The organism is Streptomyces sp. NPDC051051 (assembly GCF_040682975.1).
Classification (GTDB): Bacteria; Actinomycetota; Actinomycetes; order Streptomycetales; family Streptomycetaceae; genus Streptomyces.
The window spans coordinates 74,765-100,361 of sequence record NZ_JBFBCB010000009.1 but is presented as its reverse complement, the minus strand read 5'-3'; the positions used below and the strand labels follow the sequence as shown (position 1 = coordinate 100,361).

Sequence of the window (25,597 nt, the reverse complement as noted above, 5' to 3'; positions counted from 1 at the left end):
GTGGACGATACTGGGATTGAACCAGTGACCTCTTCCGTGTCAGGGAAGCGCTCTCCCGCTGAGCTAATCGTCCTTGGAGGTGGAGACGGGATTTGAACCCGTGTAGACGGCTTTGCAGGCCGTTGCCTCGCCTCTCGGCCACTCCACCAGGAGTGTAGGGGACCGGGAAGTCCCCTTCTTCCTTCGAGCGGACGACGAGGCTCGAACTCGCGACCTCAACCTTGGCAAGGTTGCGCTCTACCAACTGAGCTACGTCCGCCTGTCGTTTCGGTCCGCTCCCGCGGCCCGGCGACGAGTTGAACTCTAGCGGATTCCGGGGCCAGTACAAAAACGCGTTTGTGCAGCGTGCTGCGCTGCGTCCCGCCGAGCACCCGCCCGGGCCACCGCCGGGACATCCCCGGGCCACCCCCGGGACACCCGCCCTAGACTCGACACCGTGCTCCACCTCCCTCCTCTCGCCCGCTTCGGCGACCGCGTCGCCACCGGCCTCCTCGACGTCACGGAAGACCCGGAGGCCCTGGACTCCACCGGTTTCTGGGCCGTCTCCGCCGATTTCGAGGGCCGTCTGGTCTGCGCCCGCTTCGCCGACGTACGGGTCGAGCCGGTGCCCGCTCCGGTGCCGGGGGAGTGGAGGGGGCCCGCGGCCGGTGACTGGACGTCGTCCCTGGACCGCGCGGCGTACACGGCCGGGGTCCGCCGGATCCGTGCGTACATCGCGGCCGGCGAGGTCTACCAGGCGAACCTGTGCCGGGTGCTGTCCGCGCCGCTGCCCCGCGGCGCGGACCCGGACGCGCTGACGGCCCTGCTCGCCCGCGGCAACCCGGCGCCGTATGCCGGAACGATTCGGCTGCCGGGGCACGGGGTCGAGATCGCCACCGCGTCCCCGGAGCTGTTCCTGCGGCGGAACGGGCGGGTCGTGGAGTCCGGGCCCATCAAGGGGACCGGACGCACCGAGGCGGACCTCCTCGAGAAGGACCACACCGAGAACGTGATGATCGTGGACCTGGTCCGCAACGACCTCGGCCGGGTCTGCGCCACCGGCAGCGTGACCGTGCCCGACCTGTGCGCCGTGGAGAAGCACCCGGGCCTGGTCCACCTCGTGTCCACGGTCCGCGGCGAGCTGCGCGAGGACGCCGGCTGGCCCGAACTGCTCGCCGCCGCGTTCCCGCCGGGCTCCGTCACCGGCGCCCCCAAGTCCAGCGCCCTGCGGATCATCGACGAACTGGAGACGGCACCGCGCGGCCCGTACTGCGGCGGCGTCGGCTGGGTCGACGCCGACCGGGGCACCGGCGAGCTGGCCGTCGGCATACGCACCTTCTGGATCGACCGCGAGGCCGGCGCCCTGCGCTTCGGCACCGGAGCCGGCATCACCTGGGGCTCCGACCCCGAGGCGGAGTGGCGGGAGACCGAGCTGAAGGCGTCCCGGCTGCTCGCGGTAGCGTCGGGAACGTACGAGGCGAGTGGAGAGGGACTGACGTGAAGATCTGGCTCGACGGCGGGCTGCAGGACAGCGAGTCCGCCCGTGTCTCCGTCTTCGACCACGGCCTGACCGTGGGCGACGGCATCTTCGAGACCGTGAAGGCGGTGGACGGCGGGACGTTCGCGCTCACCCGGCACCTCGACCGGCTGACCCGCTCCGCGCGCGGCCTCGGCCTGCCCGACCCCGACCTCGACGAGGTCCGCCGCGCCTGCGCCGCCGTCCTGGCCGCGAACCCGATGCCGCTCGGCCGGCTGCGCATCACCTACACCGGCGGCCACGGGCCCCTCGGCTCCGACCGCGGCGAGCACGGGCCGACCCTCGTCGTCGCCCTCGGCGAGACCAGCCGCCGCCCCGACTCCACGGCCACGGTCACGGTCCCCTGGACCCGCAACGAACGCGGCGCCCTCACCGGCCTGAAGACGACGTCGTACGCCGAGAACGTCGTCGCCCTGGCCCGCGCCCACCGACACGGCGCCAGCGAGGCACTGTTCGGCAACACGGTCGGTCAGCTCTGCGAGGGCACCGGGTCGAACGTCTTCGTCGTCCTGGACGGCGAGATCCACACCCCGCCGCTCGCCTCCGGCTGCCTCGCGGGCATCACCCGCGAGTTGACCGTCGAGTGGACCGGCGCCAAGGAGACCGACCTGCCGCTGGACGTGCTGGAGCGCGCCGACGAGGTCTTCCTCACCTCCACCCTGCGGGACGTCCAGGCCGTGCACCGCGTCGACGGCCGCGAACTGCCGGGCGTCGCGGGGCCCGTGACCGCCAAGGCGATGCGCGTCTTCGACGAACGGGCGGCCGACGGCCTGGATCCCTGAGTTCTGCCGTCACCTTCCCCGCCCGCCCCGGTTATTCGGCTGCCCCGAGGCGCGGCAGCGGGTAGAACACCCGTGATGACCACGACCCTGCGGCCGACCGAGCCGCTCCAGCGCAGCGCCGACGGGGCGCTGTCCCGCCGCTTCCAGGTGTGCGTGAACAGCCGCCCCGTCGGCGCGGTCCACCTCTCGACCCATCCCGACTTCGGTCCGGCGGTCGCCCGCATCGACGACCTGCGCGTCGAGGAGGCCGACCGCGGGCGTGGCCGGGGCGCGGTCGCCGCGCTCGCCGCCGAGGAGGTGGCGCGCGGCTGGGGCTGCCGGAGGATCGAGATCCGGGTGCCCGCCGAGGCCGAGGCCGCCCTGCGACTGGCGCACGCGCTCGGGTACGTCCACCGCAACCGCGGGATGGAGAAGCCGCTCGGCACCGTTCCGCCCCGGTTGCCCGACGGCAGCCGGGCCAGACCCATGACCGAGGCCGAGTTCGGGCCCTGGCGCCAGCGGGGCGTCGTGGAGTACGCGCAGGATTGGATCGACCGCGGTGTCCCCGAGGAGGAGGCCTGGGCCAAGTCCCGGCGGGACAACCGACTGCCGCGGGGCGTGGCCACAGAGGACATGCTGTTCAGCGTCCTGGAGCACGAGGGCGGCAGGGTCGGCACGCTGTGGATGTCCTTCGCCGGCGACAAGGCCTTCGTGTTCGACGTCGAGACCGACGAGCCCTTCCGCGGCCGGGGCCACGGCCGCACCCTGATGCTGCTGGCCGAGGCCCAGTCGATCGCCGCCGGCAAGCCCGTCATCGGCCTCAACGTCTTCGAGGGAAACACGCCCGCCGAGCGCCTCTACGACTCACTCGGCTACGTGCCGGTGGGGTACTCCCTCTACAAGCAGTTGCTCTGAGACGCCTCAGCCCTGCCCGGCCAGCAGCCGGTCCGCGATCTCCTCGACGCGCTCGCGGAGCCCCTCCTGGCTCTTGCCGCCGTCGAGGAGATCGCCGCCGATGACGTACGTCGGGGTGCCGGTGACGCCGATCGCCTTGCCCTCGGCCTGGTCGGCGTCGACGATCAGGATGTGCCGCCCGTCGATGAGCGCCGTGTCGAACTCCTCGGCGTCCAGACCCAGTTCCCGTGCCACCTCGACCAGGAAGGGTTCTCCCCCGCGGTCCAGTTCCTCGACCCGCGCCAGCACCGCCTCGACGTACGGCCAGCCCCGCCCCTGCTCCGCGGCCTCCTCGGCGGCCTGGGCCGCGGCGAAGGAGTGCCGGTGCTTCTCCAGCGGGAAGTGCCGCAGTCGCGGCTCCAGCCGGTCGCCGTAGCGCTCGCGCAGGGCTCGGAGATCGGCCAGGGCGGTACGGCAGTCCGGGCACTGGAGCTCGCACCAGACGTCGAGGACGACGGCGGGACGGGCGGAATCGGGCGCCGGGACGGCCGCGGGGGAGGAGTCGCTCATGCCCCCAGTCTCCCAGCCCCCGCCCCGGCCCCCCAATCCGGACGGCCCGCACCGCCGCGGGGTACGGCGCCCACCGGCACCTGGGGAGGAGCCGACCCGGAGATGTCCCTGATGTCCGGCTGAAGCATGGCCCGGCGGCCACTCGCAGGTGCAGGATGGAGGAGCGAAGTGCCGCTTCCGCAGCGGTGCGGAGCCGTACCGCCTCTGCCCGAGTGTCCCGTGTCTGGAGGACCGGATGATTGCCGAGACCGTGTGTTCCGCCGTCGCCGCGGCCGGGCTGGGCATCGCGGCCGTCACGGCGTACCGCAAGCGTTTCCTGGCGGCGGCCCGGACAGCGGCCTACGCACTGGTGCCCCTCGGCCTGGTGATGACGGGGGTCGTCGAGTGGGCCGCCGACACCGCCTTCAGCCCGACGGCCTGGGCCGGCTTCGGCGTCCTCGGTGCCGCCTGGGCGCTGTTCGCGACCACCCGCGCGGTCGAGCGCCGCAGGGGTGGCGGCACCCGCAAGGAGCGCAGGGCGGCGGCGCGCTCCGCACCGGACGGCGCCGTGGCGCCCGCCGCGTCGGCACCCTCGCTGGGGCAGGGCGCCCGGCCCGCCTCCCGCCCCGCCGCCGCGCCCCGGGCGACCCCCTCGGACGACTTCAGCGACATCGAGGCCATCCTCAAGAAGCACGGCATATGAAGCGGTGCCGACCGGCGGCCGGTGACGGCCCGGCACCAGTACGTCACCGCGGCTGACGGCGTCTCGCCCGGCAGGACCGCCCCGCGGCGGAAACGACACAGTCGGGCCGCACGCGCGCGGAAGTGATCACGACCGGAAACCGACATCACGGAATTCGGCGAACAACCGCTCAATCCGGGCGCGCTGATCGCGTACGGTACGCCGCCTGCGTCATCATCGCCCGCGAGATGCTGGACACGACACAGAGTGATGCCGCGCCCCCTCAGGACGAGCCGCGCGGGTGCCTCTTCGCCCTTTCCCAGCCACCGCTGATGATCTTCCTGGCGGTGATCGGGTGTCTGCTGCTCATGGCCTCGCTGCACGACCTGCTGCTGCTCTGAGCCGTACCCGCGGTCCCCGGCGCCACCCGCCGGGGCCGCGTCGGCGTCGCGGGCGAGGACCTCAGCCCGCCGCCTCCTTGCGGCGCGCCCGGTAGGCGGCCACATGCAGGCGGTTGCCACAGGTGCGGCTGTCGCAGTAACGGCGTGACCGGTTGCGGGAGAGGTCGACGAAGGCGCGACGGCAGTCCGGGGCCTCGCAGCGCCGCAGCCGCTCCTGCTCCCCGGCCACCACGAAGAAGGCCAGGGCCATCCCGCAGTCCGCCGCGAGATGGTCGGCGATCGAGGCGCCGGGGGCGAAGTAGTGCACATGCCAGTCGTAGCCGTCGTGGTCCGTGAGCCGGGGGGTGGTGCCCGCGGCGGCGATCAGCTCGTTGATGAGCGCGGCGGCGGCGCGGGGTTCCGGAGCCGCGAAGATCCGGGCGAACCGTCCCCGGACCTTGCGCACCGCGGACAGATCGAACTCGGAGAGCACACCGACGTCGCTGATCTCGTGCTTCCGCACGAAATCCCCGAGGGCGGCGACATCCGGCAGCCCGTCCGGGGCGGTGTCGTCCTCCGGTGCGGTGTTCACCAGATCCACCACGGCATCGAGCGCACACCGGGTGTCGTGGGTGATCAGCACGTTTCGCTCCCTGGCCTGGAGGGTCGGGCGGGCGCCCGCCGATGCTGGCCGATGGTAGCCGCACCGGGCCGTCCGACCACCGGTCGGTCGAGGCCGGAATCGCGCAGCCGTCCGCCGGCGGACGGGGGCGGCGGCCACGGGGCCCGGCGCGCACGCCGAAGCCGCCCCACGGATGAACCGTGGCGCGGCGTCGGCGCATGCCCTATGCGGTTGTTGTCCGAGCCCGAGCCGTCTCCCCGAGTGGACGGCGCCGGGCAGCTCAGGGGGAGCCCTCTCCCTAGCTTTCCGCCAGGATGTGCGAGAGCTCCTGATCGAGGTCGAAGTGACGGTGCTCCGTGCCCGGGGGCACGGCCGCGTCCGTCCGCTTCAGGAAGGATTCCAGGGCCCGCGCCGGGGCCTCGAGCAGTGCTTCCCCCTCCGGGGAGCTCAGGGCGATGCAGACGACGCCCTGACCGTGACTGCGCGACGGCCAGACTCGGACGTCGCCGGTGCCCGTGGGCCGGTGCAGGCCCTCCGCGAGGAGGTCGCGGGCGAACACCCACTCGACGGTTTCCTCGGCTCCGGTGTGGAAGGTGGCGTGCACGGCGTAGGGGTCGGCCGTGTCGTACCGCAGGCCTGCGGGGACAGGCAGGGAGGACTCGCTCGACACAACGAGGCGCAGGTGCAGCTCGCAGCTGACCGTGGTGTTCATAAGCGCCAGGGCCTTTCGCTCAGTGTGCGCTCGGGGATTCGCACGTCGGCGAAATCGACATGCCACCTACGGTGCCGTTGTAAACCCCTCTGCGTGGTTTGCGTGCGTTTACGTAACTCTTCCGGCCCAGGGTGTGATCGCGGAGTACCACCATTACGGTGACTCGAATCTCTCGGGTAGGGTTTGGCTGTATGAATACGGGGAGTGACGCTGCGGGCGAGGTGGCCATGGCGGCGAACGACGCGAGGTCGGACGGGGCGGCGGAGCGGCAGGAGCAGGCCCTCGGTTCCAGGGCCCCGGAGTTCATCAGAGCCCGCCGGTTCCTGCACCTGAGCTGGCAGGTCGGGATCTTCGTCGTCGGTCTCGCGGTCGTGGTCGCCGGCATCGTCATGCTGCCGCTGCCCGGCCCCGGCTGGGTCGTGATCTTCGGCGGCATGGCGATCTGGGCGACCGAGTTCGTCTGGGCCCAGCTGGTGCTGCGCTGGACCAAACGCAAGGTCACCGAGGCGGCGCAGCGCGCGCTCGACCCGAAGGTCAGACGCCGCAACATCATCCTGACCTCGATCGGACTCGTGATCGTCACGGCCGTCGTCGGCTTCTACGTGTGGAAGTTCGGGGTCGTGATGCCCTGGAAGATCAAGGACCAGTGAACCGCCGCCGAGGCGCGGGGGCGGCGGCCCGGCCATGGTCACGGGGACCCGCTGACATGCGGTAATGTACTTCCTGCGCCCGGGCGATTAGCTCAGTGGGAGAGCGCTTCGTTCACACCGAAGAGGTCACTGGTTCGAACCCAGTATCGCCCACCCGGCACGGCGGCCCGTCTGCACAGAGCAGACGGGCCGCCGTCGTGTGTGCGGGCCCTCCTGGACTGCCGCGCCGCCCGCGAAGGCCCGCACTTCCCGCGTCGCGGACGTACGCGGGGGTGCAACGGTCGCCGACGGCCCCCGCCGCGGTGGACGGCCCGTGACCGCTGTCCTCGGGCGTGACCCGCGCCGGCCCTTCCGGCTCCTGCGACCGGGCCGCCGTGACCGGCCCCTGCGGCCAGTTCCGTGACCGGGCCGTACGGGCGGCTCCCGTGTCCCGCCCCTGCGGCCTGCTCCCGGCGGCCGGTCCCGGCGCGACGGTCCTGCGCGGGGCCTCCGCGGGGTGACCTCGGGGTGACCTCGGACGGGGGTCCTCCGCAGGCCGGCGCGACGGACGCCGCGGATCGACCTGGCGTGGCCGGTCGACGTCGGGCGGTCCGAGGTCGCGGTGTCCACGGGGCGGCCCCCGTCCCGCGCTCCGGCGTCGGAGTACCGATCGGAGTGCCGGTGGGCTCTGCCGCCCCGACCGGTCAGGGCGGCCGGTCAGGGCGGCCGGACGGGCAGTCGGGGCGACGGGCGGGATCGATCGCGTTCTCCGTCGAGGGATCGACCGAGAGCCCGGTCCACGCACGATCAGGAACCGACCGGTCCCGTCTCCACAGCACCTCCGGGCAACGCGCCCGAGGTCTTCGCCCCGAGCAGGTCACCCGCCCCGGCACCGCCCCGCCTCCCGCCGCCCCTCCCGACTCTCCCGTCCCGCCGCGGCAGGCACATTTCAGCCGCCCGCAGCGGCCGGGCGAACCGCCCGTCCCCGTCCGGGTGACCGAACGGGCGCCCCCGACCTGCACGTTCGCCCTGCTGATGGCGGGGCGTCAGCTCCGCGGTGTCCCGATGCCCCGTAGTCGCCGATCGAGAAATTCCTGTCCGAATCATTGACGCTCCCCCAACCCCCTCGTACCTTGTGCCAGCAAGCGCTTTCTTGAAACGATTCATGCAAGCGGCAACGACGCTGCGGGGAGGCCGGCTGTGGGAACCAGCAGGAATGTGGAGAGGCGAACGATCCTGAAGGCGGCAGGGGCCACAGCGGCGACGCTCGGCCTGGCCGCGACCACGGGCTGCGGAGGGAGCGGAGGCGCTTCCTCCGACGGGACGGTGACGCTCCGTTACGCGTGGTGGGGCGGCGAGCCGCGCACCATTGCGATCAAGAAGACGATCGCACTCTTCGAGAAGAAGTTCCCGAAGATCAAGATCAAGCCTGAATTCACCGACTACGAGGCGTTCTGGGAGAAGTTCCAGACCCAGGCCTCCGGCGGGAATCCGCCGGACGTTTTCCAGAATGCGGTCGGTTTCCTGCGTAAGTACGACAAGCGCGGCGTTCTGATGGACCTCAAGACGCAGGCGGACGCGGGCAATCTGCGCCTGGAGAACTTCCGCAACGGCGTTCTGGCGAACGGTCAGGTCGACGGCAAGCAGATCGGCGTCCCCGTCGGCGCCAACACCATGGCGCTCGTCATCGACCTCAACGCCTTCAAGAAGGCGGGCGTCGAGGCGAAGTTCGGCTGGACCTGGGACGAGTACTTCGACGCGCTCCAGACGGTCCAGGACAAGCTGAAGATCGCCGGCGACACCGGTTACTTCAGCATCATGTACCTCTACGACCTGTACCTGCGCCAGAACGGCAAGGCCTTCTTCACCGACTCCGACCTCGGATTCACCGAGGACGACCTGACGCAGTGGTGGGAGGACGGCTACAAGCGCGTGAAGTCCGGGCTCGTCGCCGACCCGAAGAAGGTCGAGCAGGCCAAGCCCAAGTCCGCTCTCTCGGCGGGGCTCGCCGCGTCCGAGTTCACCTGGGACAACTTCTCCATCCGTTACCAGGGCGAGGGCGAGTCGGACTACGGGCTCGCGCCGATCCCCACCCGGGACGGCAAGAACACCGGCCAGTACCTCGGCTCGCTGATGCTCAGCGCCTTCTCCGGGACCAAGCACCCCAAGGAGGCCGCGCAGTTCATCGACTTCATGGTGCACGACCCCGAGGTCGGCAAGATCATGGGCTACGACCGCGGCATCCTCGCCACGACCGAGCAGTACGAGGCGTTCACGCCCACCGACGACAACAACAAGGGCGTCAAGGCGTACGAGGAGGAGGTCGCCGCGGCCGGCGTGCTCGGGAAGATCACCCCCCACCCGTCCGGCGCCGACGTCATCGAGGCGGCGTTCCTGCGGCTGGGCGGTGAGGTCGCCCAGGGCAAGTCCAAGCCGGCCGCCGCCGCCAAGGCGCTGTTCAGCGAGGCCAAGGCCGCGTTCGCGGGCTGAGGGGACGTACCATCATGACGCTCGTCAAGGAAGCGCCCGTGCGCTCGGCCGGGAAGCGGTCCGCCGCTCCCGTCGCCGGGCGGCGCGGGCGGCGCCGCGAGAACCTCGCCGGCTATCTCTTCATGTCGCCGTGGATCGCGGGGTTCCTGCTGCTCACGGCGGGACCGATGATCGCGTCCCTCTACTACGCGTTCACCAGCTACAACCTGTTCACGCCGCCCCAGTGGGTGGGGCTGGACAACTTCACGACGATGTTCGAGGACCCGCGCTGGCAGAAGTCGGTGGAGGTCACGCTGAAGTACGTCGTCGTGGCCACTCCGCTGAAGCTGCTGCTCGCGCTCGGCGTCGCGCTGCTGCTCGCGCAGAAGCGGCGCGGCCAGGGCCTGTACCGGGCCGCGTTCTACATGCCCTCGCTCATCGGCGCCAGCGTCTCCGTGGGTTTCGTGTGGCGGGCGCTGTTCTCGGACGACGCGGTCGTGGACCGCACGCAGAAGATCTTCGGTCTCGACGTGGGCGGCTGGATCGGCAACCCGGACTACGTCCTCTACGCCCTGGTGGCCCTGAGCATCTGGCAGTTCGGCGCGCCCATGGTCATCTTCCTGGCCGGCCTCAAGCAGGTTCCGCGGGAGCTGTACGAGGCCGCCGAGGTGGACGGGGCCGGACCCTTCCGCAGGTTCTGGAACATCACGCTTCCGATGATCTCCCCGGTGCTGTTCTTCAACGTGCTGCTGGAGTCCATCCACGCGTTCCAGGTGTTCGGCTCCGCGTACGTCGTCTCCGACACCCGGTGCGGGCCCGCCGACGCCACGCTCGTCTACACCTGCTACCTCTACCAGAAGGGCTTCAAGGAGGCCCAGATGGGCTTCGCCTCCGCGATGGCCTGGACGCTGGTGATCGCGGTGGCGCTCGTCACGGCGGTCCTGTTCTGGTCGCAGAAGAAGTGGGTGCACTACGAGGAGGCCGCCAAGTGACCACTGCCACCAGCCCTGCCGCGCGTACCGCGGACGAGCGGCGGCGCACCGGATCGATCGCCTGGCACGTGGGCGCGCTCGTCATCCTCGCGGTCGTCCTGTATCCCGTGATCTGGGTGGTCGGAGCCTCGTTCAAGCCGAGCAAGGACATCATCGCCAGTCTCGACCTGCTGCCCACCGAGCCGGTCTGGGCGAACTTCTCCGGACTCGCCGACGGCATCTCCGGCATCTCCATCAGCAGCTTCTTCGTCAACTCGCTGATGTACGCGGTGCTCGCCGTGGCCGGTGTCGTGGTGTCCAGCTCGCTGACCGCGTACGCCTTCGCCAAGATCCGGTTCGCCGGGCGGAACCTGCTGTTCACACTGATGATCGGCACGCTGCTGCTGCCGTATCACGTCCTGCTCATCCCGCAGTACGTGATGTTCCGCAACCTGGAGCTCGTCGACACGCTGGTGCCGCTCGTCGCGGGCAAGTTCCTGGCCACGGAGGCGTTCTTCGTCTTCCTGATGGTGCAGTTCATGCGCGGGCTGCCGCGCGAGTTGGACGAGGCCGCCAAACTCGACGGCTGCGGCCACCTGAGGACCTACTGGTCCATCGTGCTGCCGCTGTGCCGGCCCGCCCTCATCACCAGCGCCATCTTCACCTTCATCAACGCGTGGAACGACTTCATGGGGCCGTTGATCTACCTCAACACCCCCGAGAAGTACACCGTCTCGCTCGGCCTGATGATGTTCCGCGACCAGGAGGGCATCTCCAACTACGGCAGCATGATCGCGATGTCGCTGGTGGCGCTGGTGCCGGTCATCGCCTTCTTCATGGCCTTCCAGCGCTACCTCATCGACGGTATGGCGACGTCCGGACTGAAGGGCTGAGGCGGTCACCATGGCGCAAGCACGCGTGAAGGACCGCTCCCCGCGCAGGGAGTCCGTGTCCGGCGAGCGCTTCGCGGTGTTCGCCGAGTGTCTGCTCACCGGCGTGTGGATCGCCGTGGCCTGTCTCGGGGTCGTCACCTACCCCGCCGCCCTCGCCGCCGGCGCACGGCATCTGCGACGGCGTACGCGTCATGAGGGCGGCGGCCTGCGGGAGTTCGTCGCGGACTTCCGGGCCGCCCTGCGCCGCGGCTGGGCCGTCGGGCTCGCCGGGTGGGCGGCGGGCGCCGCGGTCTGGGTGGACGTCCAGGCCGCGCGGGCCGGGCTGCCCGGCGGGCCGTTCGTCGGGGCCGTCGGTCTGTTCGCACTGATCGGGCTGGTCGTGGCCCTGCTGCGGGCGACGGCCGTCTGGACGCCGGGAGCCTCCTGGCGGACCCTGCTCGCGGACGCCGGACGCCGGACGGTGCTCGACCCCGCAGGGTCCTTCCTGATCGTCGGCGGGCTGGGCGTCGTGGCGCTGTCCGCCATGTTCATCGCGCCGCTGGCGGTCCCCGTGCTGGGGGCCGTCGCGGCGGCGGCCGTCGCCGTCGAGGAGCGTCACCGGCACCGCTGACGGGCGGTGCCCCTCTCCGGGCCGGCGCCCCGGGCGCCGGACCTCATTCTGTCATGCCCCTGACCACCCCCTGCATTCCGCACGGAAGGAAAGGCAGCATCCCATGTCTCCCATCCCCCGCAGGTCCCTCCTCAAGGCGGCGGCCGTCGCCGGAGCCGCCGCGCAGTTCTCCTGGGCGCTAGGGACGAAGAACGCCGAGGCCGCCCCCGCGACGGCGCCCGCGGACGCCGACCCGGTCACCCTGGACTGGCTGGAGGACGGCGGCCTCGGCGCCGCCCCCGGTTCCACCCTCGGCGTGCCCTGGCCGATGGGCGTCCACCGGGAGGACCAGACCTTCGCGCTGACGGATGCCGACGGCAAGGCCGTCCCCGTGCAGTCCTGGCCGATCGCCTACTGGCCGGACGGATCGCTCAAGTGGACCGCCCACGCGGTGAGTTCGGGCAACGGCAAGCTCACCCTGGCCGCCGGGGCGCCGGCCGCCCCCGCCAAGAAGGTCACCGTCGACAAGAGCGGCGGCACCATCGACGTGTCGACCGGTGTCATCACCGCGAAGATCGGCAAGTCCGGCGCCACCCTCGTCAAGTCGGTCACCCGCGGCTCCACCGAGATCGCCAGGAACGGCCGTCTGGTGCTGATCAGGCAGCCCGAGATCGAGGACGGGGACCAGGGCGCCGTCAAGACCGAACGCTTCGACGGGGCCGTCGACGCCGTCACCGTCGAGCAGGAGGGCCCGGTCCGCGCCGTCGTCCGCATCGACGGCAAGCACCGCAAGGGCAGCCGCAGTTGGCTGCCCTTCTCGATCCGCCTCTACTTCTACGCGGGCGCCGACTCCTTCCGCATGGTGCACACCATCACCTACGACGGCACGCAGGAGCCCGGCAAGGCCGGCGGCGACTTCATCCGCGGCCTCGGCGTGCGCTTCACCGTCCCGATGCGCGACGCGGCCTACGACCGTCACATCCGCATCGGCGGCGAGGGCACCGGGCTGCTGCGCGAGGCCGTCAAGGGCATCACCGGCCTGCGCCGCGACCCCGGCGCGGCCGTGCAGGCGGCCCAGTACGCGGGCGAGAAGCTGCCCGACCCGGCCACCTGGGACCAGCGGGTCACCACCCGGCTCCAGTACATCCCCGAATGGGGCGACTACACCCTGTCCCAGCTCTCCGCCGACGGCTTCACCGTGCGCAAGCGCACCAAGAAGGGCCACGGCTGGATCGGCGCCGGCGGCGGCAGGCGCGCCTCCGGCTTCGGATACGTCGGCGGGGCGAGCGGCGGACTCTCCTTCGGGCTGCGGGACTTCTGGGAGAAGTTCCCCGCCCAGCTCGACATCCGCGACGCCCAGACCGAGGAGGCTGAGGTCACCCTCTGGCTCTGGTCGCCCGAGGCGCAGCCCATGGACCTGCGGTTCTACCACGACGGCATGGAGCAGGACACCTTCGCCGAACAGCTCGAGGGCCTCAACATCACCTACGAGGACTACGAGCCCGGCTTCGGCACCCCCTACGGCATCGCCCGTACCTCCGAACTCCTCTTCTGGGCCAACGAGTCGACGCCGACCCCCGCGCAGCTCGCCGAACAGGTCGAGGCCGTCCGGGTGCTGCCCCAGCTCGCCGCCCCGCCCAAGCAGCTCATCAAGGCCCAGGTCTTCGGCCCGGGCCTCTACTCCGAGCCGGACCGCTCCACCCCCGCCAAGGCCAGGATCGAGGACCACCTCGACTTCCTCTTCACCTACTACAAGGACCAGGTGGAGCAGCGCCGCTGGTACGGCTTCTGGGACTACGGCGACATCATGCACACCTACGACACCGTGCGACACCAGTGGCGGTACGACATCGGCGGCTACGCCTGGGACAACTCCGAACTGTCGCCGGACCTCTGGCTCTGGTTCGCGTACCTGCGCAGCGGCCGGTCGGACATCTTCCGCTTCGCCGAGGCGATGACCCGGCACACCGGCGAGGTGGACGTGTACCACCTCGGCCAGTGGGCCGGCCTCGGCACCCGGCACGGCGTCCAGCACTACGCCGACAGCGCCAAACAGCAGCGCATCGCCAACACGACGTACCGCCGCTACTACTACTTCCTCACGGCGGACGAGCGCGTCGGCGACCTCATGCACGCCAACGTCGACTCCGACGAGACGTTCCTCGTCCTGGACCCGATCCGCAAGATCCGCACCGAGCCGTACACCCCCGACCGGCACGCCCTGTCGATCGGCTTCGGCACGGACTGGAGCGGCCTGGTGTCGGCCTGGCTCACGGAGTGGGAGCGCAAGGGCCCCAAGTGGGAGAAGGCCAGGGCGCGCGTGCTGTCGACGATGGAGACGATCGCCGCCCAGCCCAACGGCTTCGTCCAGGGCACCGGCCTCTACGACCTGGACACCGGGAAGTTCGCCGTCGCCGAGAAGCCCGCCGTCGGCGTCTCGCACCTCTCGGCCGTCTTCGGCCTCAACGAGCTGTGCGCCGAGCTGATCCACCTCGTGGACATGCCGAAGTTCAACGAGGCCTACTTCGACTACTGCCGCTACTTCAACGCCACCAAGGCCGAGCAGACGGCCCGCTACGGCTCCAACTTCGGCACCCTGCTGCTGTTCCAGGGCCACTCCCGCCTCGACGCGTACGCCGCCGTGCAGACCGGGGACGAAAAACTCGCCAAGCGGGCCTGGGAGAAGTTCTACAACTCCGACGGCTACAAGGAGTCCGCGCCCTGGAAGACGGAGGCACTGAGGGGTCCCGCCACCCTGGTGCCGGGCAGCGAGGCCGCATGGGTGTCCACCAACGACACCGCGCTCTACGGCCTCGCCGCCATCGAGAACCTGGCACTCCTCGGCGACAGGATGCCGTCGTAGCGGGCCGGTTCGCGAAGGGCCGGTTCCGGGAGGAACGGTTCCTCGAGGGCTAGTTCATCCTGCCCAGGACCTCCCGCACGTGCCGGACGTCCCGCAGCCGCCGCTCGTACGTCGCGCCCACGGCGAGCAGCAGGACTCCGGCGAGTGCGGGGGGCACCCAGCGGGGGAGCGCGTCGGCCACCTGCACCAGGTAGGGGGCCAGTTCGTGGAGGGCGTCCAGCACCAGCACCGAGCCGCCGAGGACCAGCGGGGCCCGCAGCCGGTGCCGGGCGCCGAGCAGGGTGACCAACAGGGCGGCCGCGCCCAGCAGCAGCGGGCGCGGCCACTCCGGGTCGCGCCAGGCCGCGGCGAGGCTCGGCACCAGGGTCGCGGCCAGGCCGGGGCCGTACGCCGTCCAGGATCCGGTCAGCGGATCGCGGTGCCGGCGCCAGGCCCCGACGAGCAGCGCCGGGACGGTCACGGGAAGGGTGTACGCCTCCGGGGTGATGACATCCCAGGCGGCGAGCCTGACCCAGGTGGCCAGCACGAACAGGGCGGCGGCCGGGTACGCGGCCTGACGGCGGTCGGGCCGGGCCGCCGTGCCCGCGGCGATCACGCCGCAGGCCGCCAGCACCGTGGCCAGCATCGGCGCGTCGGGCGCCGCCAGGCCCAGGGCGAGCAGTGCGGCGGCGGTTCCCGTCACCTCGACCGGCACGGTCGCCGCTGACGCGCCGAGCCGGGCGGCGGCCAGAGCCGCGGCCACGGGGACACAGAGAACGAGCAGCGCCGTGTGGGACGGCTGCAGTCCCGCCGCGGCGCCGGTCGCGACGGCCAGCGCGGCGGCGTACCCGAGGGCGCCCGGCGCCGCGACCGGGGCGAGGCGGGGCCACCGGGACGCCGTCGCACACGACACGGTCAGCGCCGACAGGACGGTCAGGGTCGCCGACTGCGACGCCAGGGAGAGGAACGCCAGGTGGAGCGAGCCGGCCAGAGCCGGCCACGGCGTCGGCAGGAAGGCCGTCGCCGCCGTCACGGCACCCAGCATCGCCAGGGCCGCGACGTAGGGCAGTCCGAGCACCGCAGGGAGGGCCACGCAGGCCGCCCAGGCCAGGACCAGTGCCCCGGTCCGCGCCCACGGCCGCCGGGCCTCGTGCCGCCCGGCCAGGAACAGGACGCCGGCGACGGCCACCAGGACGAGGAGGGCCTGCCCCGCGTACGGCGGCCACGGCGTGTGCACGGTGACCGCGGCGCGGGCGTCCGACGGCTCGCCCCGCCAGGGGCGTTCCGCCCAGCCGAGCGGTCCCAGCAGCGTGACGACCACCAGCGGCACCGCCCACAGCAGTGCGAGGGCCTGCACGACGGCGGCGGCCCGGATCAGCCCCTGCCGCACCGGCTCGGGGAGCCGGTCCGCGCGCACCGCCGCCGACAGCGCGACGCCGAACGCCAGATGGACCGGGACCGCCCAGCCGTCGGGCAAGGCGGCCCGCAGCGGGCCGCCGGCCGCCGCCACCAGCAGCAGGCCTCCGGCGACCGCCGTGCCCGTCGCGACGCCCGTCTCCGGCAGCCGCGCGGCCGCCACCAGCGCGATCACCGCCGCGAAGGCGAGGAGCGCCGCCGCGCGGGCGGCGTCGCCCGGACCGGTGGCCGTCCACGACAGCCAGCCCGCCGCCAGAACGCCCCAGCCGCCCAGGCCGTACCCGCCGGCGGTGGCGGTCACCCGGACGGCACCGACGGCACCGGCCGGCAGCACCAGTGCCAGGACCGTGTCGAGGCCGGCCGTCGCCAGCAGCGCCGTGGCGACCGCGTACGGGTCCGCGCCCGCCGCGACCGACCAGAGGGTCAGGGGGAGCTGGGCCGCCACCAGTGCCGCGGGCAGCGGCAGCCGCAGCGCGCCGAGACCGCGGCCGTACGCCGCCCAGAGCCCGACGAGCACCGCCGCGGCGGCCGCCGCGTAGCCCGTGCCGTCGGTGCCGGCGAGGGCCGCCTCGTGCAGGGCGTAGGCGTCCAGCACCGTCAGGGCCAGGCCGAGACCGGCCACCGACTCCGCCGTCGAGCGCAGCCCGCGCCGCAGCAGCGGCAGCGGCGCGGCGAGCACCGCCAGCGTGACCGTGCCGAGCACCAGGGCCCGTCCGGTGATCCCGAGGTGCCCCCAGCTGACGAGCGTGAACGCGATCGCCGCGACGGTGAGCAGGACGCCGCCGAGCAGCAGGAGCACGTTCTGGACCCGCGGGGCGCTCGCCTCGGGGCGCGGCGCGGCCGGGGGCAGGGGCGGCGCGACCGGGCGCGACGACTGGAGCGAGGCGACCAGCCAAGCGCGGCGCGCGAGCAACTGGGCCCGGCGGGCGTCCAGTTGCCACAGCTCCGCGTCGAGGAGCCGCAGCTCCTCGGCCGGGGGCGGAAGGTGCGTCATGGAACGGAGTGTGGCTCGCGTCCCGCCGTGGGGCATGAGCGTGGCTACTCAGGGCGTACTCAGATCCCGGCCTTCCCGGCCCGCGGGCGGGCACACTCGACGCATGGACCTCAACCACTACCGTTTCCTCAGCCGGTGGCCGCTGCCCGCGCCGCCCGCCGCCGTCCACGCGGCGCTGGAGCGGGCCGAGGACTATCCGCGCTGGTGGCCGCAGGTCCGGGAGGTGACCCGGCTGGACGAGACCACCGGCGTCGTCACCGTCCGCTCGCTCCTGCCCTACAGCGTGACCTTCACCGCGCGCGAGGTGCGGCGGGACCCGGTGGCCGGTGTGCTGGAGATCGCGATGGCCGGGGACCTCGAGGGCTGGGCGCGCTGGACGGTCACCGCGCACGGCTCCGGGAGCCTGGCCCGCTACGAGCAGGTCGTCGACGTCACCAAGCCGCTGCTCAGGAGGTTCGCCGTGCCCGGGCGTCCGCTGTTCCGCGCCAACCACCGGCTGATGATGAGGGCCGGGCGGCGCGGCCTGCTCCGGTATCTCGAAGCGGTTTGAAGGAACCCCGAGGGGACCTGTATTGTTCAGTCCGTTCCCGGGCGATTAGCTCAGTGGGAGAGCGCTTCGTTCACACCGAAGAGGTCACTGGTTCGAACCCAGTATCGCCCACCGGGAAAGGCCGGTCCGCATCACGCGGACCGGCTTTTTGCATGCCCCCGCGGGCCGGCCGGGCGCCCCGTGTCACGCCGCTGCCGACAGCGCCGGGCGCAGCGGCCAGGACGTGTCCACCGTCTCGGGGGCGCCGCTGCGCGCGAACCACGCCTGGAGCCCGCGGGCCTGCGCCGCGTGCCAGGACGTCTGGAGCGCGTGCAGCTCGGCGGGGGACAGCCGCTCCAGCCGGGCCGCGAAACGCCGGCCCAGCGCCCGCACGACCTCCAGCGCGGCCAGCGCGTCCGCGGCCGCGTCGTGCGCCTCGGCCAGCGTCACGCCGTAGTGCCCGCACAGGTCGGTGAGCGTGCGGCGGCCCTTGCGGTAGCGGTCCAGGTGCTTGTCCAGGACGCGTGGGTCCAGCACCCGCAGCGGCGCCGGCTCCAGCCAGTGCCCCAGCGTGGACGCGCGGTGCCGGCGCAGCTCGCGGTCGAGCAGCGTCAGGTCGAACGGCGCGTTCATCACCACCAACGGCCGCCCCGCCGCCGCCTGCTCGCCGAGCAGTTCGGCTATCTCGTACATCACCGGCGCCGGCCAGCGGCCGTTGCGCTGCAGGTGTTCGTCCGTCAGGCCGTGGACCGCCGTCGCCCCTTCGGGCACCGGCACGCCCGGGTTCACCAGCCACCGGCTCACCCGGGGCCGGTGACCCGGCGCGTCCTGCACGACCAGCGCGGCCGACACGATCCGGTCGGTCTCGACGTCGACGCCCGTCGTCTCCGTGTCGAAGGCCGCCAGCGGCCCCTCGTACCAGCACGTCATATCCACCCAGCCCCTCGCTCGTCCACGGCGGCCGACGCCCCGTCCTCTGACCGTCTGGTGATACCCGGCCTGTTTGCGCCGTACGCCGGGAGGAGACAACAGGAGTACCGGTCCTGCCAGTTCAAGGGCCTGAAGCGAAGTTCTCCCAGTCCCCGGTGCCGGGGACCCCCATTGCTCGGAAGGCTGTTCGGTCATGGTGACAGCGCAGCCCGAACGGGGCGGGCTGCTGCCCGAACTCACGGGCCCCCCTCGCGGATCGCTCGCCACCACGGCGTGCATGGAGACACTCCAGGTGGGTTATCTCCACGCGGTCGCCGCGGCCGCGGGCTGTTCGCTGTCCCAGCCGTTCCCCGACAACGGCATCGACTGGCACGTCAGCCACAGCGCCCCCGGACACACCGTCGACGACGAGGTGACCATCAAGGTGCAGCTGAAGGCCACGTACCAGCTCCCGCCCGACCCCCCGGGGCGCTCCTTCTCCTTCACGCTGGACAACGACCACCTGCGCAAGCTCGCCCGCACCCCGGTGTCGGTCCACAAGATCCTCGTCGTGATGATCGTCCCGCGGTCGCGGGAGCAGTGGCTGCGGGCCGGACACGACCGGCTCGACCTGCGGCACTGCTGCTACTGGGTCAACCTGGCCGGGCATCCGGTCACCGGCCGGTTCCGGACCACCGTGCGGATCCCGACCGCACGGATCTTCGACGACCGGGCGCTGTGCGAGATCATGACGCGGGTCGGGACGGGAGGCAGACCATGACGCACCGCCCGCTGCAGGAGCCCCTGAGGCCGGTACGGCCGCACCCCGTCGACTCCTCCTGGAACCGGCCCCCCGAGGCCGCCGAGGTCGACCCGGCCGTCCTCGGCGCCCTGCTGCGCCGGCACGGCTGGCAGCGCCGCGGCGGCGCAGCCGGCCGTTACGGCCGCTGGACCCCGCCCGGACCGGGCGCCGCCGCGACCAGCCTGCTCGTACCGGAGAACCGCGCCCTCCCCGACAGCGACGACCTGCTCGGCGAGGCACTGCTGGCGCTGGAGCGCAGCCAGACGCCCGCCGCCCGCGAGGTCCTTCTCGCCCTGGCTGTGCCGAGCGACGAGATCCGCTGGTGGCGGGAGACCCCGTCCGGGCCCGCCGAGGCGGCCGGAACCACCTCCTGGGCGGTCGAGGACCGGCTGCGCGACGCCGCCCGGCAGATGCTGCTCGCCGGCGCGCTCGCCACCCGCGCGCGGGCCGGCTACCACGGCGCCCGCCACCGGCGGTCGGCCGGCGCCATGCTGGAGAGCGTCCTCGTCGGCACCGCCGCCGACGGCCGCCGGCTGACCGCCTTCGCCCCCGTCGGCACCGCACGCCCCCTCGCCGTACGCCTCCACCAGGCGCTCCACGCCGTCCGCGAGGCCATCGACTACCGGCGCGCCACCGGCGGCATGGACGCCTTCGACGGCGCCGTCGAGGCCGGCGCCAGCCATGAGCTGACCGAGGCGATCGTCGCCCTGGTGCGCGGCACCGAGGGAGCCCGGATCGCCGTCGAGTGGGCGCCCGCCGCCGGGGTCCCCGAGGACTGCGCGGCCGGTGCCGAACCCGTGGAGTTCTCCCCCGGAGACCTCACCGCCCTGCGCGAGGCGGGCGCCCGCTACCTGCGCGAGGAGCCCTCCGTGTCCGTGCGGATCACCGGCACCGTGGTCCGGCTGCGCAGGTCGGGGCCGCGCGGCGAGGGCGGCGTACGGCTGCGGGTGCTCGCCGGGGCCGAGGTCCCGCACGTCCGGCTCACCCTCGACGAGGAGGACTACCGCATCGCCGGCCAGGCCCACCTGGTCGGACTGCCGGTGCGGGTGCAGGGCCGGCTGGAGAGCCGGGGCGGGTTCCGCAGGCTGAGCGGCGCCCACGGCGTCGTCCCGGTGCAGGTGGAGGACGCCGAACGCGACCGGCTGATGAAATCGCTCCAGGAGAACCTGGACTTCTTCGGGGAGGCCTGCGGGGGAGACTGATTTCGCGGAGGGCGGTCCCGGGTCGGTACGATCGCCTTTTGCGTGGCGATGCATTCCGGGCCGCGCTTCCGCCTTCAGTCAGGAGAGACCGGTGTCAGACGTCCGTGTGATCATCCAACGCGATTCCGAGCGGGAAGAGCGCACGGTGACGACGGGCACCACGGCCGCCGACCTCTTCGCCGGTGAGCGCTCGATCGTCGCCACGCGCGTGGACGGCGAACTGAAGGACCTCACCCACGAACTGCGCGACGGCGTGACCGTCGAGGGCGTCGAGATCTCCTCCGCGGACGGTCTCGACATCCTGCGCCACTCCACCGCGCACGTCATGGCGCAGGCCGTGCAGGAGCTGTTCCCCGAGGCCAAGCTCGGCATCGGCCCGCCGGTCAAGGACGGCTTCTACTACGACTTCGACGTCGAGAGGCCGTTCACGCCCGAGGACCTCAAGGCCGTCGAGAAGAAGATGCAGGAGATCCAGAAGCGCGGGCAGCGGTTCTCCCGCCGGGTGGTGACCGACGAGGCCGCCCGCGAGGAGCTGGCGGACGAGCCGTACAAGCTGGAGCTGATCGGCCTCAAGGGTTCCGCCTCCCACGACGACGGCGCGGACGTCGAGGTGGGCGCCGGCGAGCTGACCATCTACGACAACCTGGACGCCAAGACCGGCGAGCTGTGCTGGAAGGACCTCTGCCGCGGTCCCCACCTGCCCACCACCCGGTTCATCCCGGCGTTCAAGCTGATGCGCAACGCGGCCGCCTACTGGCGCGGCAGCGAGAAGAACCCCATGCTCCAGCGCATCTACGGCACCGCCTGGCCGTCCAAGGACGAGCTGAAGGCGCACCTCGACTTCCTCGCCGAGGCGGAGAAGCGCGACCACCGCAAGCTGGGCAGCGAGCTGGACCTGTTCTCCATCCCCGAGCAGATCGGCTCCGGCCTCGCCGTCTTCCACCCCAAGGGCGGCATCATCCGCCGGGTCATGGAGGACTACTCGCGCCGCCGCCACGAGGAGGAGGGCTACGAGTTCGTCTACACCCCGCACGCGACGAAGGGGAAGCTCTTCGAGACCTCGGGCCACCTGGACTGGTACGCCGACGGCATGTACCCGCCCATGCAGCTCGACGAGGGCGTGGACTACTACCTCAAGCCCATGAACTGCCCGATGCACAACCTGATCTTCGACGCGCGCGGCCGCTCCTACCGCGAACTGCCGCTGCGCCTCTTCGAGTTCGGGACCGTCTACCGGTACGAGAAGTCCGGCGTCGTGCACGGTCTGACCCGTGCCCGCGGCTTCACCCAGGACGACGCGCACATCTACTGCACGCGCGAGCAGATGTCGGAGGAGCTCGACAAGACGCTCACCTTCGTCCTCGGCCTGCTGCGCGACTACGGCCTGACCGACTTCTACCTGGAACTGTCCACCAAGGACCCGGAGAAGTTCGTCGGCTCCGACGAGGTCTGGGAGGAGGCGACCGAGACGCTGCGCCAGGTCGCCGAGAAGCAGGGCCTCCCGCTCGTGCCCGACCCGGGCGGCGCCGCGTTCTACGGCCCCAAGATCTCCGTCCAGACCAAGGACGCCATCGGCCGCACCTGGCAGATGTCGACCATCCAGCTGGACTTCAACCTGCCGGAGCGCTTCGACCTCGAGTACACCGGCCCCGACGGCTCGAAGCAGCGCCCGGTGATGATCCACCGTGCCCTCTTCGGCTCGATCGAGCGGTTCTTCGCGGTGCTCCTGGAGCACTACGCGGGCGCCTTCCCGGCCTGGCTGGCCCCGGTGCAGGCGATCGGCATCCCGATCGGCGACGCACACGTGGAGTACCTGGAGAAGTTCGCCGCGGCCGCGAAGAAGCAGGGGCTGCGGGTCGAGGTGGACTCCTCCTCCGACCGCATGCAGAAGAAGATCCGCAACGCCCAGAAGCAGAAGGTGCCCTTCATGGTCATCGCGGGCGACGAGGACATGTCGAACGGCTCGGTGTCCTTCCGCTACCGCGACGGCTCCCAGGAGAACGGCATCCCGCTCGACGAGGCCGTCGCGAAGATCGCGAAGGTCGTCGAGGAGCGCGCGCAGGTCTGATCCACCGGATGCGGGGCCCCGGGGAGTCCGCTCTCCGGGGCCCCGTCCCGTCCTCGTGGAAGCGGCCTCCAGGGCCCGGTGCCCGTCGTCCGACGGTCACCTTCCCGGCGGGCGTCCGGCCTCGTCCTCCTGCTCGTCCTCGCGCGAGAAGACCTGGATCAGCCAGGACGAGAAGGAGCCGGTCACCGCGCCCAGCAGGGCCAGGCCGCACGCCATCAGCCCGACCGCGACGAACCGGCCCATGGGAGTGACCGGTACGACATCGCCGTAGCCGACGGTGGACAGGGTCGAACAGGCCCACCAGACCGAGTCGCCGAAGGTGTGCATCTCCGTGCCCGGCGCCCCGCGCTCCTCGGCGTACACGGCGAGCGCGCCCGCGAAGCCGAGCAGCAGCGTCGACACTCCCGCGTAGAGCATCACGCGCGCGTGCAGCGACAGCCGTGGCTCCCCACGCCGTCGCAGTACGGCCTCGTAGAGCCGCACGATCCGCAGCGGTCGCAGCAGCGGCAACAGCACCACCAAGGTGTCCAGGGAGTGCCGCCGTACGAAGCCCGGGCCCTGTCCGCTGAGCCGCCAGCGCACCGCGTAGTCCACCACGAACAGCGCCCACGACGCGAGCAGGACCGCCAGACTGCAGTCCCGCCAGGCGTCGGCGAGGCCCGGGGCGAGAACGAGGACGGCGTACCCGGCGAGGTAGGCCAGCGAGGCGACCGAGAGGAGCATCTCGGTGCGCCGTTCCCAGCGGATCAGACGGCTGTCTTCGGTCATCGGCCCAGCTTGGCCCGCGTCGCATTTGCGCTCCCCCCGCCGACACGCCGCGAACGGGCGAAGCCATATGCTGCCTAGCATGACGAGTGAGCCGGAGCAGCAGATCGGAGTGGGGACGCAGGACGCGTTCCAGCGCCTGTGGACGCCCCACCGGATGGCCTACATCCAGGGGGAGAACAAGCCCACGGGTCCCGGAGCCGACGACGGCTGTCCGTTCTGCGCGATCCCGGCGAAGTCCGACGAGGACGGCCTGGTGGTCCGGCGCGGAGAGCACGTGTACGCCGTCCTGAACCTGTACCCGTACAACGGCGGCCACCTGATGACCGTCCCCTACCGGCACGTGGCCGACTACACCGACCTGACCGGGCCGGAGACCGCGGAGCTGGCCGAGCTGACCAAGCAGGCGATGACCGCGCTGCGCACCGCGTCCGGCGCCCAGGGGTTCAACATCGGCATGAACCAGGGGTCGGTCGCGGGCGCCGGCATCGCCGCGCACCTGCACCAGCACATCGTGCCCCGCTGGGGCGGCGACACGAACTTCATGCCGGTGGTGGGCCACACGCGCGTGCTGCCGCAGCTGCTGGCGGACACCCGCAAGATGCTGGCGGAGGCGTGGCCGGCCTCGCCGTGACAGCTGCGGCGGGCGAGTTCAGCCCGTCCGGCGCTTGAGGACGAGGCCGTCCAGGCCGAAGCGGGGGCCTGGGGGCGGCAGCCCCCAGAGTGCCCCCGCCCCACCGCCGGAGGCCTACGCGTCGTAGGTGTCGGCCTTCTTCGGCGTCAGGTCCTGGACCGCGCCGCTGAGGGCCGACGAGCGGGAGCTGAACTTCTCGATGTCCACGTCGTGCTCCTTGAGCACCTTCAGCGCCGCACTGTGCACCACCCTCAGCACCGGCGTCGCCGCGCGCAGCGCGTCGTCGGCCATGAAGCGGTGCCGCCACGGCTGGTCGGCCCAGGCGTGCCGCAGGCCGAACGGCTCGGGCAGGCCTATGGAGCCGCCGAGCCAGTTCAACAGCGGCGGGTACCAGCTGATCATGGCGCGCGCCGCCACCCGCACCACCTCGTCGGCGGTGACCAGCGGCAGGCTGACCTTCCGCGTCTCCCAGAACCGGACGGTCTTGGCGACCTCCTTCGTGGGCGCCTCCGGCTTGGAGGTGAACAGGGAGTTCACCGGGCCCAGCGCATGACCGGTGACCTCGATGCGCAGCGTCTCGTGCAGCACGGTCACGGTGATCAGCATGGTGATGATCAACTGGCCGTCCCACAGCGGCCACTGCACGCCGAGGTAGTGCCGGTCGCCGCCGCCGAACTGCTGGTTGTTGCAGATGTCCTCCACGGCCCTCGGCTTGACCTGGTACGCCTCCACGTCGGTGCCCTCCGGCCGGGCCACCGCCTTGGCGTTCTCGCCGACCGGCGTGACGATCCAGTGCCGTACCGAAGGAGGTGGGAAACCGCCGGTCTTCAGGCTCTGCCGGTGCAGCAGCTGGAGCTGGTCGTGGATGGCCCGGACCACCGTCCAGCTGCGGAACTCGTGGACGCCCTTGACGGGGTCGAGCGGGGTCAGCTCCTCCGCGAGGTGCCAGGCGCCCCAGCGGGTGCCCATGCCGAGGATCCCCTTGGGGCCGGCGTAGAACACCGAGTTGGACTGCTGCTCGGCGCTCAGCCGGGCCAGGGACTGGCGCAGTTGCTCGGCCGCCGTCTGGTTGGGGCTGGTCGGCACCGCCTCGGGGACCTTGGCGCCGACGCTGCCTCCCGACAACAGGCCGTCCCAGCGCTCGCGCAGGTCCTTCGCCGTACCCTCGCAGACCCGCTTGGCCAGGAACCAGCCGACCACCGGCGCGACGACCGCACCGCGCGCGTACCACCCGGCCAGACCGGAGAACGGCATCTTGAGGAGGAAGAGCGCGGCGAGCGCGGCGACGGCCACGAGCAGCCCGGTGGCCAGCCCGGAGACCCGCTTGTCGCCCGCCTTCGTCATGGTGGCCCGGAGCTGGAAGACCAGCAGCCACACCAGCAGGCCGGGCAGGAACAGCAGCCCGCACACGATCATGATGCCGGTGAGCTTCTTGTCGCGCTCCCGGCGGATCCGGTTGGCGGCCAGACAGTGCTCGACGACCACCTGCGGTTCACTGCCGAACGACTGGATCAGCGGCTTGCGCCCGGCGCCCAGCATGCGGTCGACCACCGCCTGGGAGAACGCCTCGCCGAGGTTGGGCCGGAAGATCCTGGCCCAGCCGCGGCCGGTGGAGACCGTCGACTGGTGCCACTCGTTGTCGGCCTTCTTGATGTCCTCGACGGGGTTGTCCCGGTAGGCGGCCGACGCCAGCGCGAAGGTCGGAGTCTGCCCGCCGTCGCCCTGCTGCGGCACCTGTGGCCCGAAGAAGTCCCCAATGGTCATTCCCG

General features: G+C 72.0%; 23 protein-coding genes and 5 tRNA genes. 18 read left to right on the top strand and 10 right to left on the bottom strand.

What is annotated here, in order from left to right; all coding sequences use genetic code 11:
- Window position 1: 1 nt before the first annotated feature.
- The 3 genes from AB0N31_RS09805 to AB0N31_RS09795 all read right to left on the bottom strand — a co-directional run bounded on the left by AB0N31_RS09805 (window position 2) and on the right by AB0N31_RS09795 (window position 259).
- Window positions 2-73, bottom strand: a tRNA-Val gene (locus AB0N31_RS09805).
- A 1-nt stretch (window position 74) separates the two neighbouring features.
- Window positions 75-148: transfer RNA gene (locus AB0N31_RS09800), tRNA-Cys, on the bottom strand.
- Between the two features lie 38 nt (window positions 149-186).
- Window positions 187-259: transfer RNA gene (locus tag AB0N31_RS09795), tRNA-Gly, on the bottom strand.
- 177 nt (window positions 260-436) lie between these two features.
- Here AB0N31_RS09795 and AB0N31_RS09790 point away from each other — a divergent pair.
- The 3 genes from AB0N31_RS09790 to AB0N31_RS09780 all read left to right on the top strand — a co-directional run bounded on the left by AB0N31_RS09790 (window position 437) and on the right by AB0N31_RS09780 (window position 3,192).
- Entirely contained in the window at window positions 437-1,480 is a 1,044-nt protein-coding gene (locus AB0N31_RS09790; protein WP_366057877.1) for a chorismate-binding protein, read from the top strand.
- Complete coding sequence (locus AB0N31_RS09785) at window positions 1,477-2,298, top strand: aminodeoxychorismate lyase (protein WP_366057876.1); 822 nt, start codon at window positions 1,477-1,479, stop codon at window positions 2,296-2,298. The genes AB0N31_RS09790 and AB0N31_RS09785 overlap by 4 nt, the downstream gene beginning before the upstream one ends.
- A 75-nt stretch (window positions 2,299-2,373) precedes the next feature.
- Window positions 2,374-3,192 carry a GNAT family N-acetyltransferase gene (locus tag AB0N31_RS09780; RefSeq protein WP_366057875.1) on the top strand — a complete coding sequence of 273 codons (819 nt, stop codon included), beginning with the start codon at window positions 2,374-2,376 and terminating at the stop codon, window positions 3,190-3,192.
- Window positions 3,193-3,198: 6 nt separating this feature from the next.
- On the opposite strand, the gene AB0N31_RS09775 is transcribed toward AB0N31_RS09780, so the two are convergent.
- Window positions 3,199-3,741, bottom strand: a complete 543-nt coding sequence (locus tag AB0N31_RS09775; protein WP_366057874.1) for a DsbA family protein — start codon at window positions 3,739-3,741, stop codon at window positions 3,199-3,201.
- Window positions 3,742-3,976: 235 nt separating this feature from the next.
- On the opposite strand from AB0N31_RS09775, the gene AB0N31_RS09770 reads away from it, so the two are divergent.
- Both AB0N31_RS09770 and AB0N31_RS09765 read left to right on the top strand, forming a co-directional pair.
- Window positions 3,977-4,423, top strand: a complete 447-nt coding sequence (locus AB0N31_RS09770; RefSeq protein ID WP_366057873.1) for a hypothetical protein — start codon at window positions 3,977-3,979, stop codon at window positions 4,421-4,423.
- A gap of 227 nt (window positions 4,424-4,650) precedes the next feature.
- Complete coding sequence (locus AB0N31_RS09765; protein WP_020128804.1) at window positions 4,651-4,803, top strand: hypothetical protein; 153 nt, start codon at window positions 4,651-4,653, stop codon at window positions 4,801-4,803.
- 61 nt (window positions 4,804-4,864) lie between these two features.
- Here the strand turns inward: AB0N31_RS09765 and AB0N31_RS09760 are convergent, their stop codons facing one another.
- Both AB0N31_RS09760 and AB0N31_RS09755 read right to left on the bottom strand, forming a co-directional pair.
- On the bottom strand, window positions 4,865-5,425 hold the full coding sequence (locus AB0N31_RS09760; protein ID WP_366057872.1) for a CGNR zinc finger domain-containing protein: 561 nt from the start codon (window positions 5,423-5,425) through the stop codon (window positions 4,865-4,867).
- A 277-nt stretch (window positions 5,426-5,702) separates the two neighbouring features.
- On the bottom strand, window positions 5,703-6,116 hold the full coding sequence (locus AB0N31_RS09755) for an SsgA family sporulation/cell division regulator (protein WP_004002642.1): 414 nt from the start codon (window positions 6,114-6,116) through the stop codon (window positions 5,703-5,705).
- A gap of 191 nt (window positions 6,117-6,307) precedes the next feature.
- Between AB0N31_RS09755 and AB0N31_RS09750 the strand changes: the two genes are divergently transcribed.
- The 7 genes from AB0N31_RS09750 to AB0N31_RS09720 all read left to right on the top strand — a co-directional run bounded on the left by AB0N31_RS09750 (window position 6,308) and on the right by AB0N31_RS09720 (window position 14,530).
- Window positions 6,308-6,766: a TIGR02611 family protein gene (locus tag AB0N31_RS09750; RefSeq protein WP_366057871.1), complete on the top strand. Its 459-nt coding sequence runs from the start codon at window positions 6,308-6,310 to the stop codon at window positions 6,764-6,766.
- 81 nt (window positions 6,767-6,847) lie between these two features.
- Window positions 6,848-6,919, top strand: a tRNA-Val gene (locus AB0N31_RS09745).
- A gap of 1,026 nt (window positions 6,920-7,945) precedes the next feature.
- On the top strand, window positions 7,946-9,235 hold the full coding sequence (locus tag AB0N31_RS09740) for an extracellular solute-binding protein (RefSeq protein WP_366057870.1): 1,290 nt from the start codon (window positions 7,946-7,948) through the stop codon (window positions 9,233-9,235).
- Window positions 9,236-9,249: 14 nt separating this feature from the next.
- Window positions 9,250-10,206: a sugar ABC transporter permease gene (locus tag AB0N31_RS09735; RefSeq protein WP_366057869.1), complete on the top strand. Its 957-nt coding sequence runs from the start codon at window positions 9,250-9,252 to the stop codon at window positions 10,204-10,206.
- Window positions 10,203-11,078: a carbohydrate ABC transporter permease gene (locus tag AB0N31_RS09730; RefSeq protein ID WP_366057868.1), complete on the top strand. Its 876-nt coding sequence runs from the start codon at window positions 10,203-10,205 to the stop codon at window positions 11,076-11,078. Before AB0N31_RS09735 ends, AB0N31_RS09730 begins: the two co-directional genes overlap by 4 nt.
- A gap of 10 nt (window positions 11,079-11,088) precedes the next feature.
- The gene (locus tag AB0N31_RS09725) at window positions 11,089-11,688 is read left to right on the top strand and encodes a hypothetical protein (protein ID WP_366057867.1); all 600 of its coding nucleotides are present in this window, start codon (window positions 11,089-11,091) and stop codon (window positions 11,686-11,688) included.
- Between the two features lie 103 nt (window positions 11,689-11,791).
- Window positions 11,792-14,530, top strand: a complete 2,739-nt coding sequence (locus AB0N31_RS09720; protein WP_366057866.1) for a Tat pathway signal sequence domain protein — start codon at window positions 11,792-11,794, stop codon at window positions 14,528-14,530.
- Window positions 14,531-14,579: 49 nt separating this feature from the next.
- On the opposite strand, the gene AB0N31_RS09715 is transcribed toward AB0N31_RS09720, so the two are convergent.
- A complete protein-coding gene (locus tag AB0N31_RS09715; RefSeq protein ID WP_366057865.1) occupies window positions 14,580-16,919 on the bottom strand; it encodes a hypothetical protein in 2,340 nt (779 codons plus the stop codon).
- Window positions 16,920-17,022: 103 nt separating this feature from the next.
- Between AB0N31_RS09715 and AB0N31_RS09710 the strand changes: the two genes are divergently transcribed.
- A complete protein-coding gene (locus tag AB0N31_RS09710; protein ID WP_366057864.1) occupies window positions 17,023-17,469 on the top strand; it encodes an SRPBCC family protein in 447 nt (148 codons plus the stop codon).
- A gap of 39 nt (window positions 17,470-17,508) precedes the next feature.
- Window positions 17,509-17,580 (top strand) — tRNA-Val (locus AB0N31_RS09705).
- Between the two features lie 72 nt (window positions 17,581-17,652).
- Here AB0N31_RS09705 and AB0N31_RS09700 read toward each other — a convergent pair.
- Window positions 17,653-18,378 carry a 3'-5' exonuclease gene (locus AB0N31_RS09700; RefSeq protein WP_366057863.1) on the bottom strand — a complete coding sequence of 242 codons (726 nt, stop codon included), beginning with the start codon at window positions 18,376-18,378 and terminating at the stop codon, window positions 17,653-17,655.
- Between the two features lie 193 nt (window positions 18,379-18,571).
- On the opposite strand from AB0N31_RS09700, the gene AB0N31_RS09695 reads away from it, so the two are divergent.
- The 3 genes from AB0N31_RS09695 (at window position 18,572) to thrS (ending at window position 22,429) form a co-directional block, all read left to right on the top strand.
- Window positions 18,572-19,138: a DUF4365 domain-containing protein gene (locus AB0N31_RS09695; protein ID WP_366057862.1), complete on the top strand. Its 567-nt coding sequence runs from the start codon at window positions 18,572-18,574 to the stop codon at window positions 19,136-19,138.
- Window positions 19,135-20,361, top strand: a complete 1,227-nt coding sequence (locus AB0N31_RS09690; protein WP_366057861.1) for a hypothetical protein — start codon at window positions 19,135-19,137, stop codon at window positions 20,359-20,361. The genes AB0N31_RS09695 and AB0N31_RS09690 overlap by 4 nt, the downstream gene beginning before the upstream one ends.
- Before the next feature lie 91 nt (window positions 20,362-20,452).
- Entirely contained in the window at window positions 20,453-22,429 is a 1,977-nt protein-coding gene (gene thrS, locus AB0N31_RS09685) for a threonine--tRNA ligase (RefSeq protein WP_366057860.1), read from the top strand.
- 96 nt (window positions 22,430-22,525) lie between these two features.
- Here the strand turns inward: thrS and AB0N31_RS09680 are convergent, their stop codons facing one another.
- Entirely contained in the window at window positions 22,526-23,197 is a 672-nt protein-coding gene (locus AB0N31_RS09680; RefSeq protein ID WP_366057859.1) for a potassium channel family protein, read from the bottom strand.
- Window positions 23,198-23,264: 67 nt separating this feature from the next.
- On the opposite strand from AB0N31_RS09680, the gene AB0N31_RS09675 reads away from it, so the two are divergent.
- Window positions 23,265-23,828: an HIT domain-containing protein gene (locus AB0N31_RS09675; protein ID WP_366057858.1), complete on the top strand. Its 564-nt coding sequence runs from the start codon at window positions 23,265-23,267 to the stop codon at window positions 23,826-23,828.
- A gap of 114 nt (window positions 23,829-23,942) precedes the next feature.
- Here AB0N31_RS09675 and AB0N31_RS09670 read toward each other — a convergent pair whose 3' ends face one another.
- Entirely contained in the window at window positions 23,943-25,592 is a 1,650-nt protein-coding gene (locus tag AB0N31_RS09670) for a hypothetical protein (protein WP_366057857.1), read from the bottom strand.
- Window positions 25,593-25,597 lie beyond the last annotated feature (5 nt).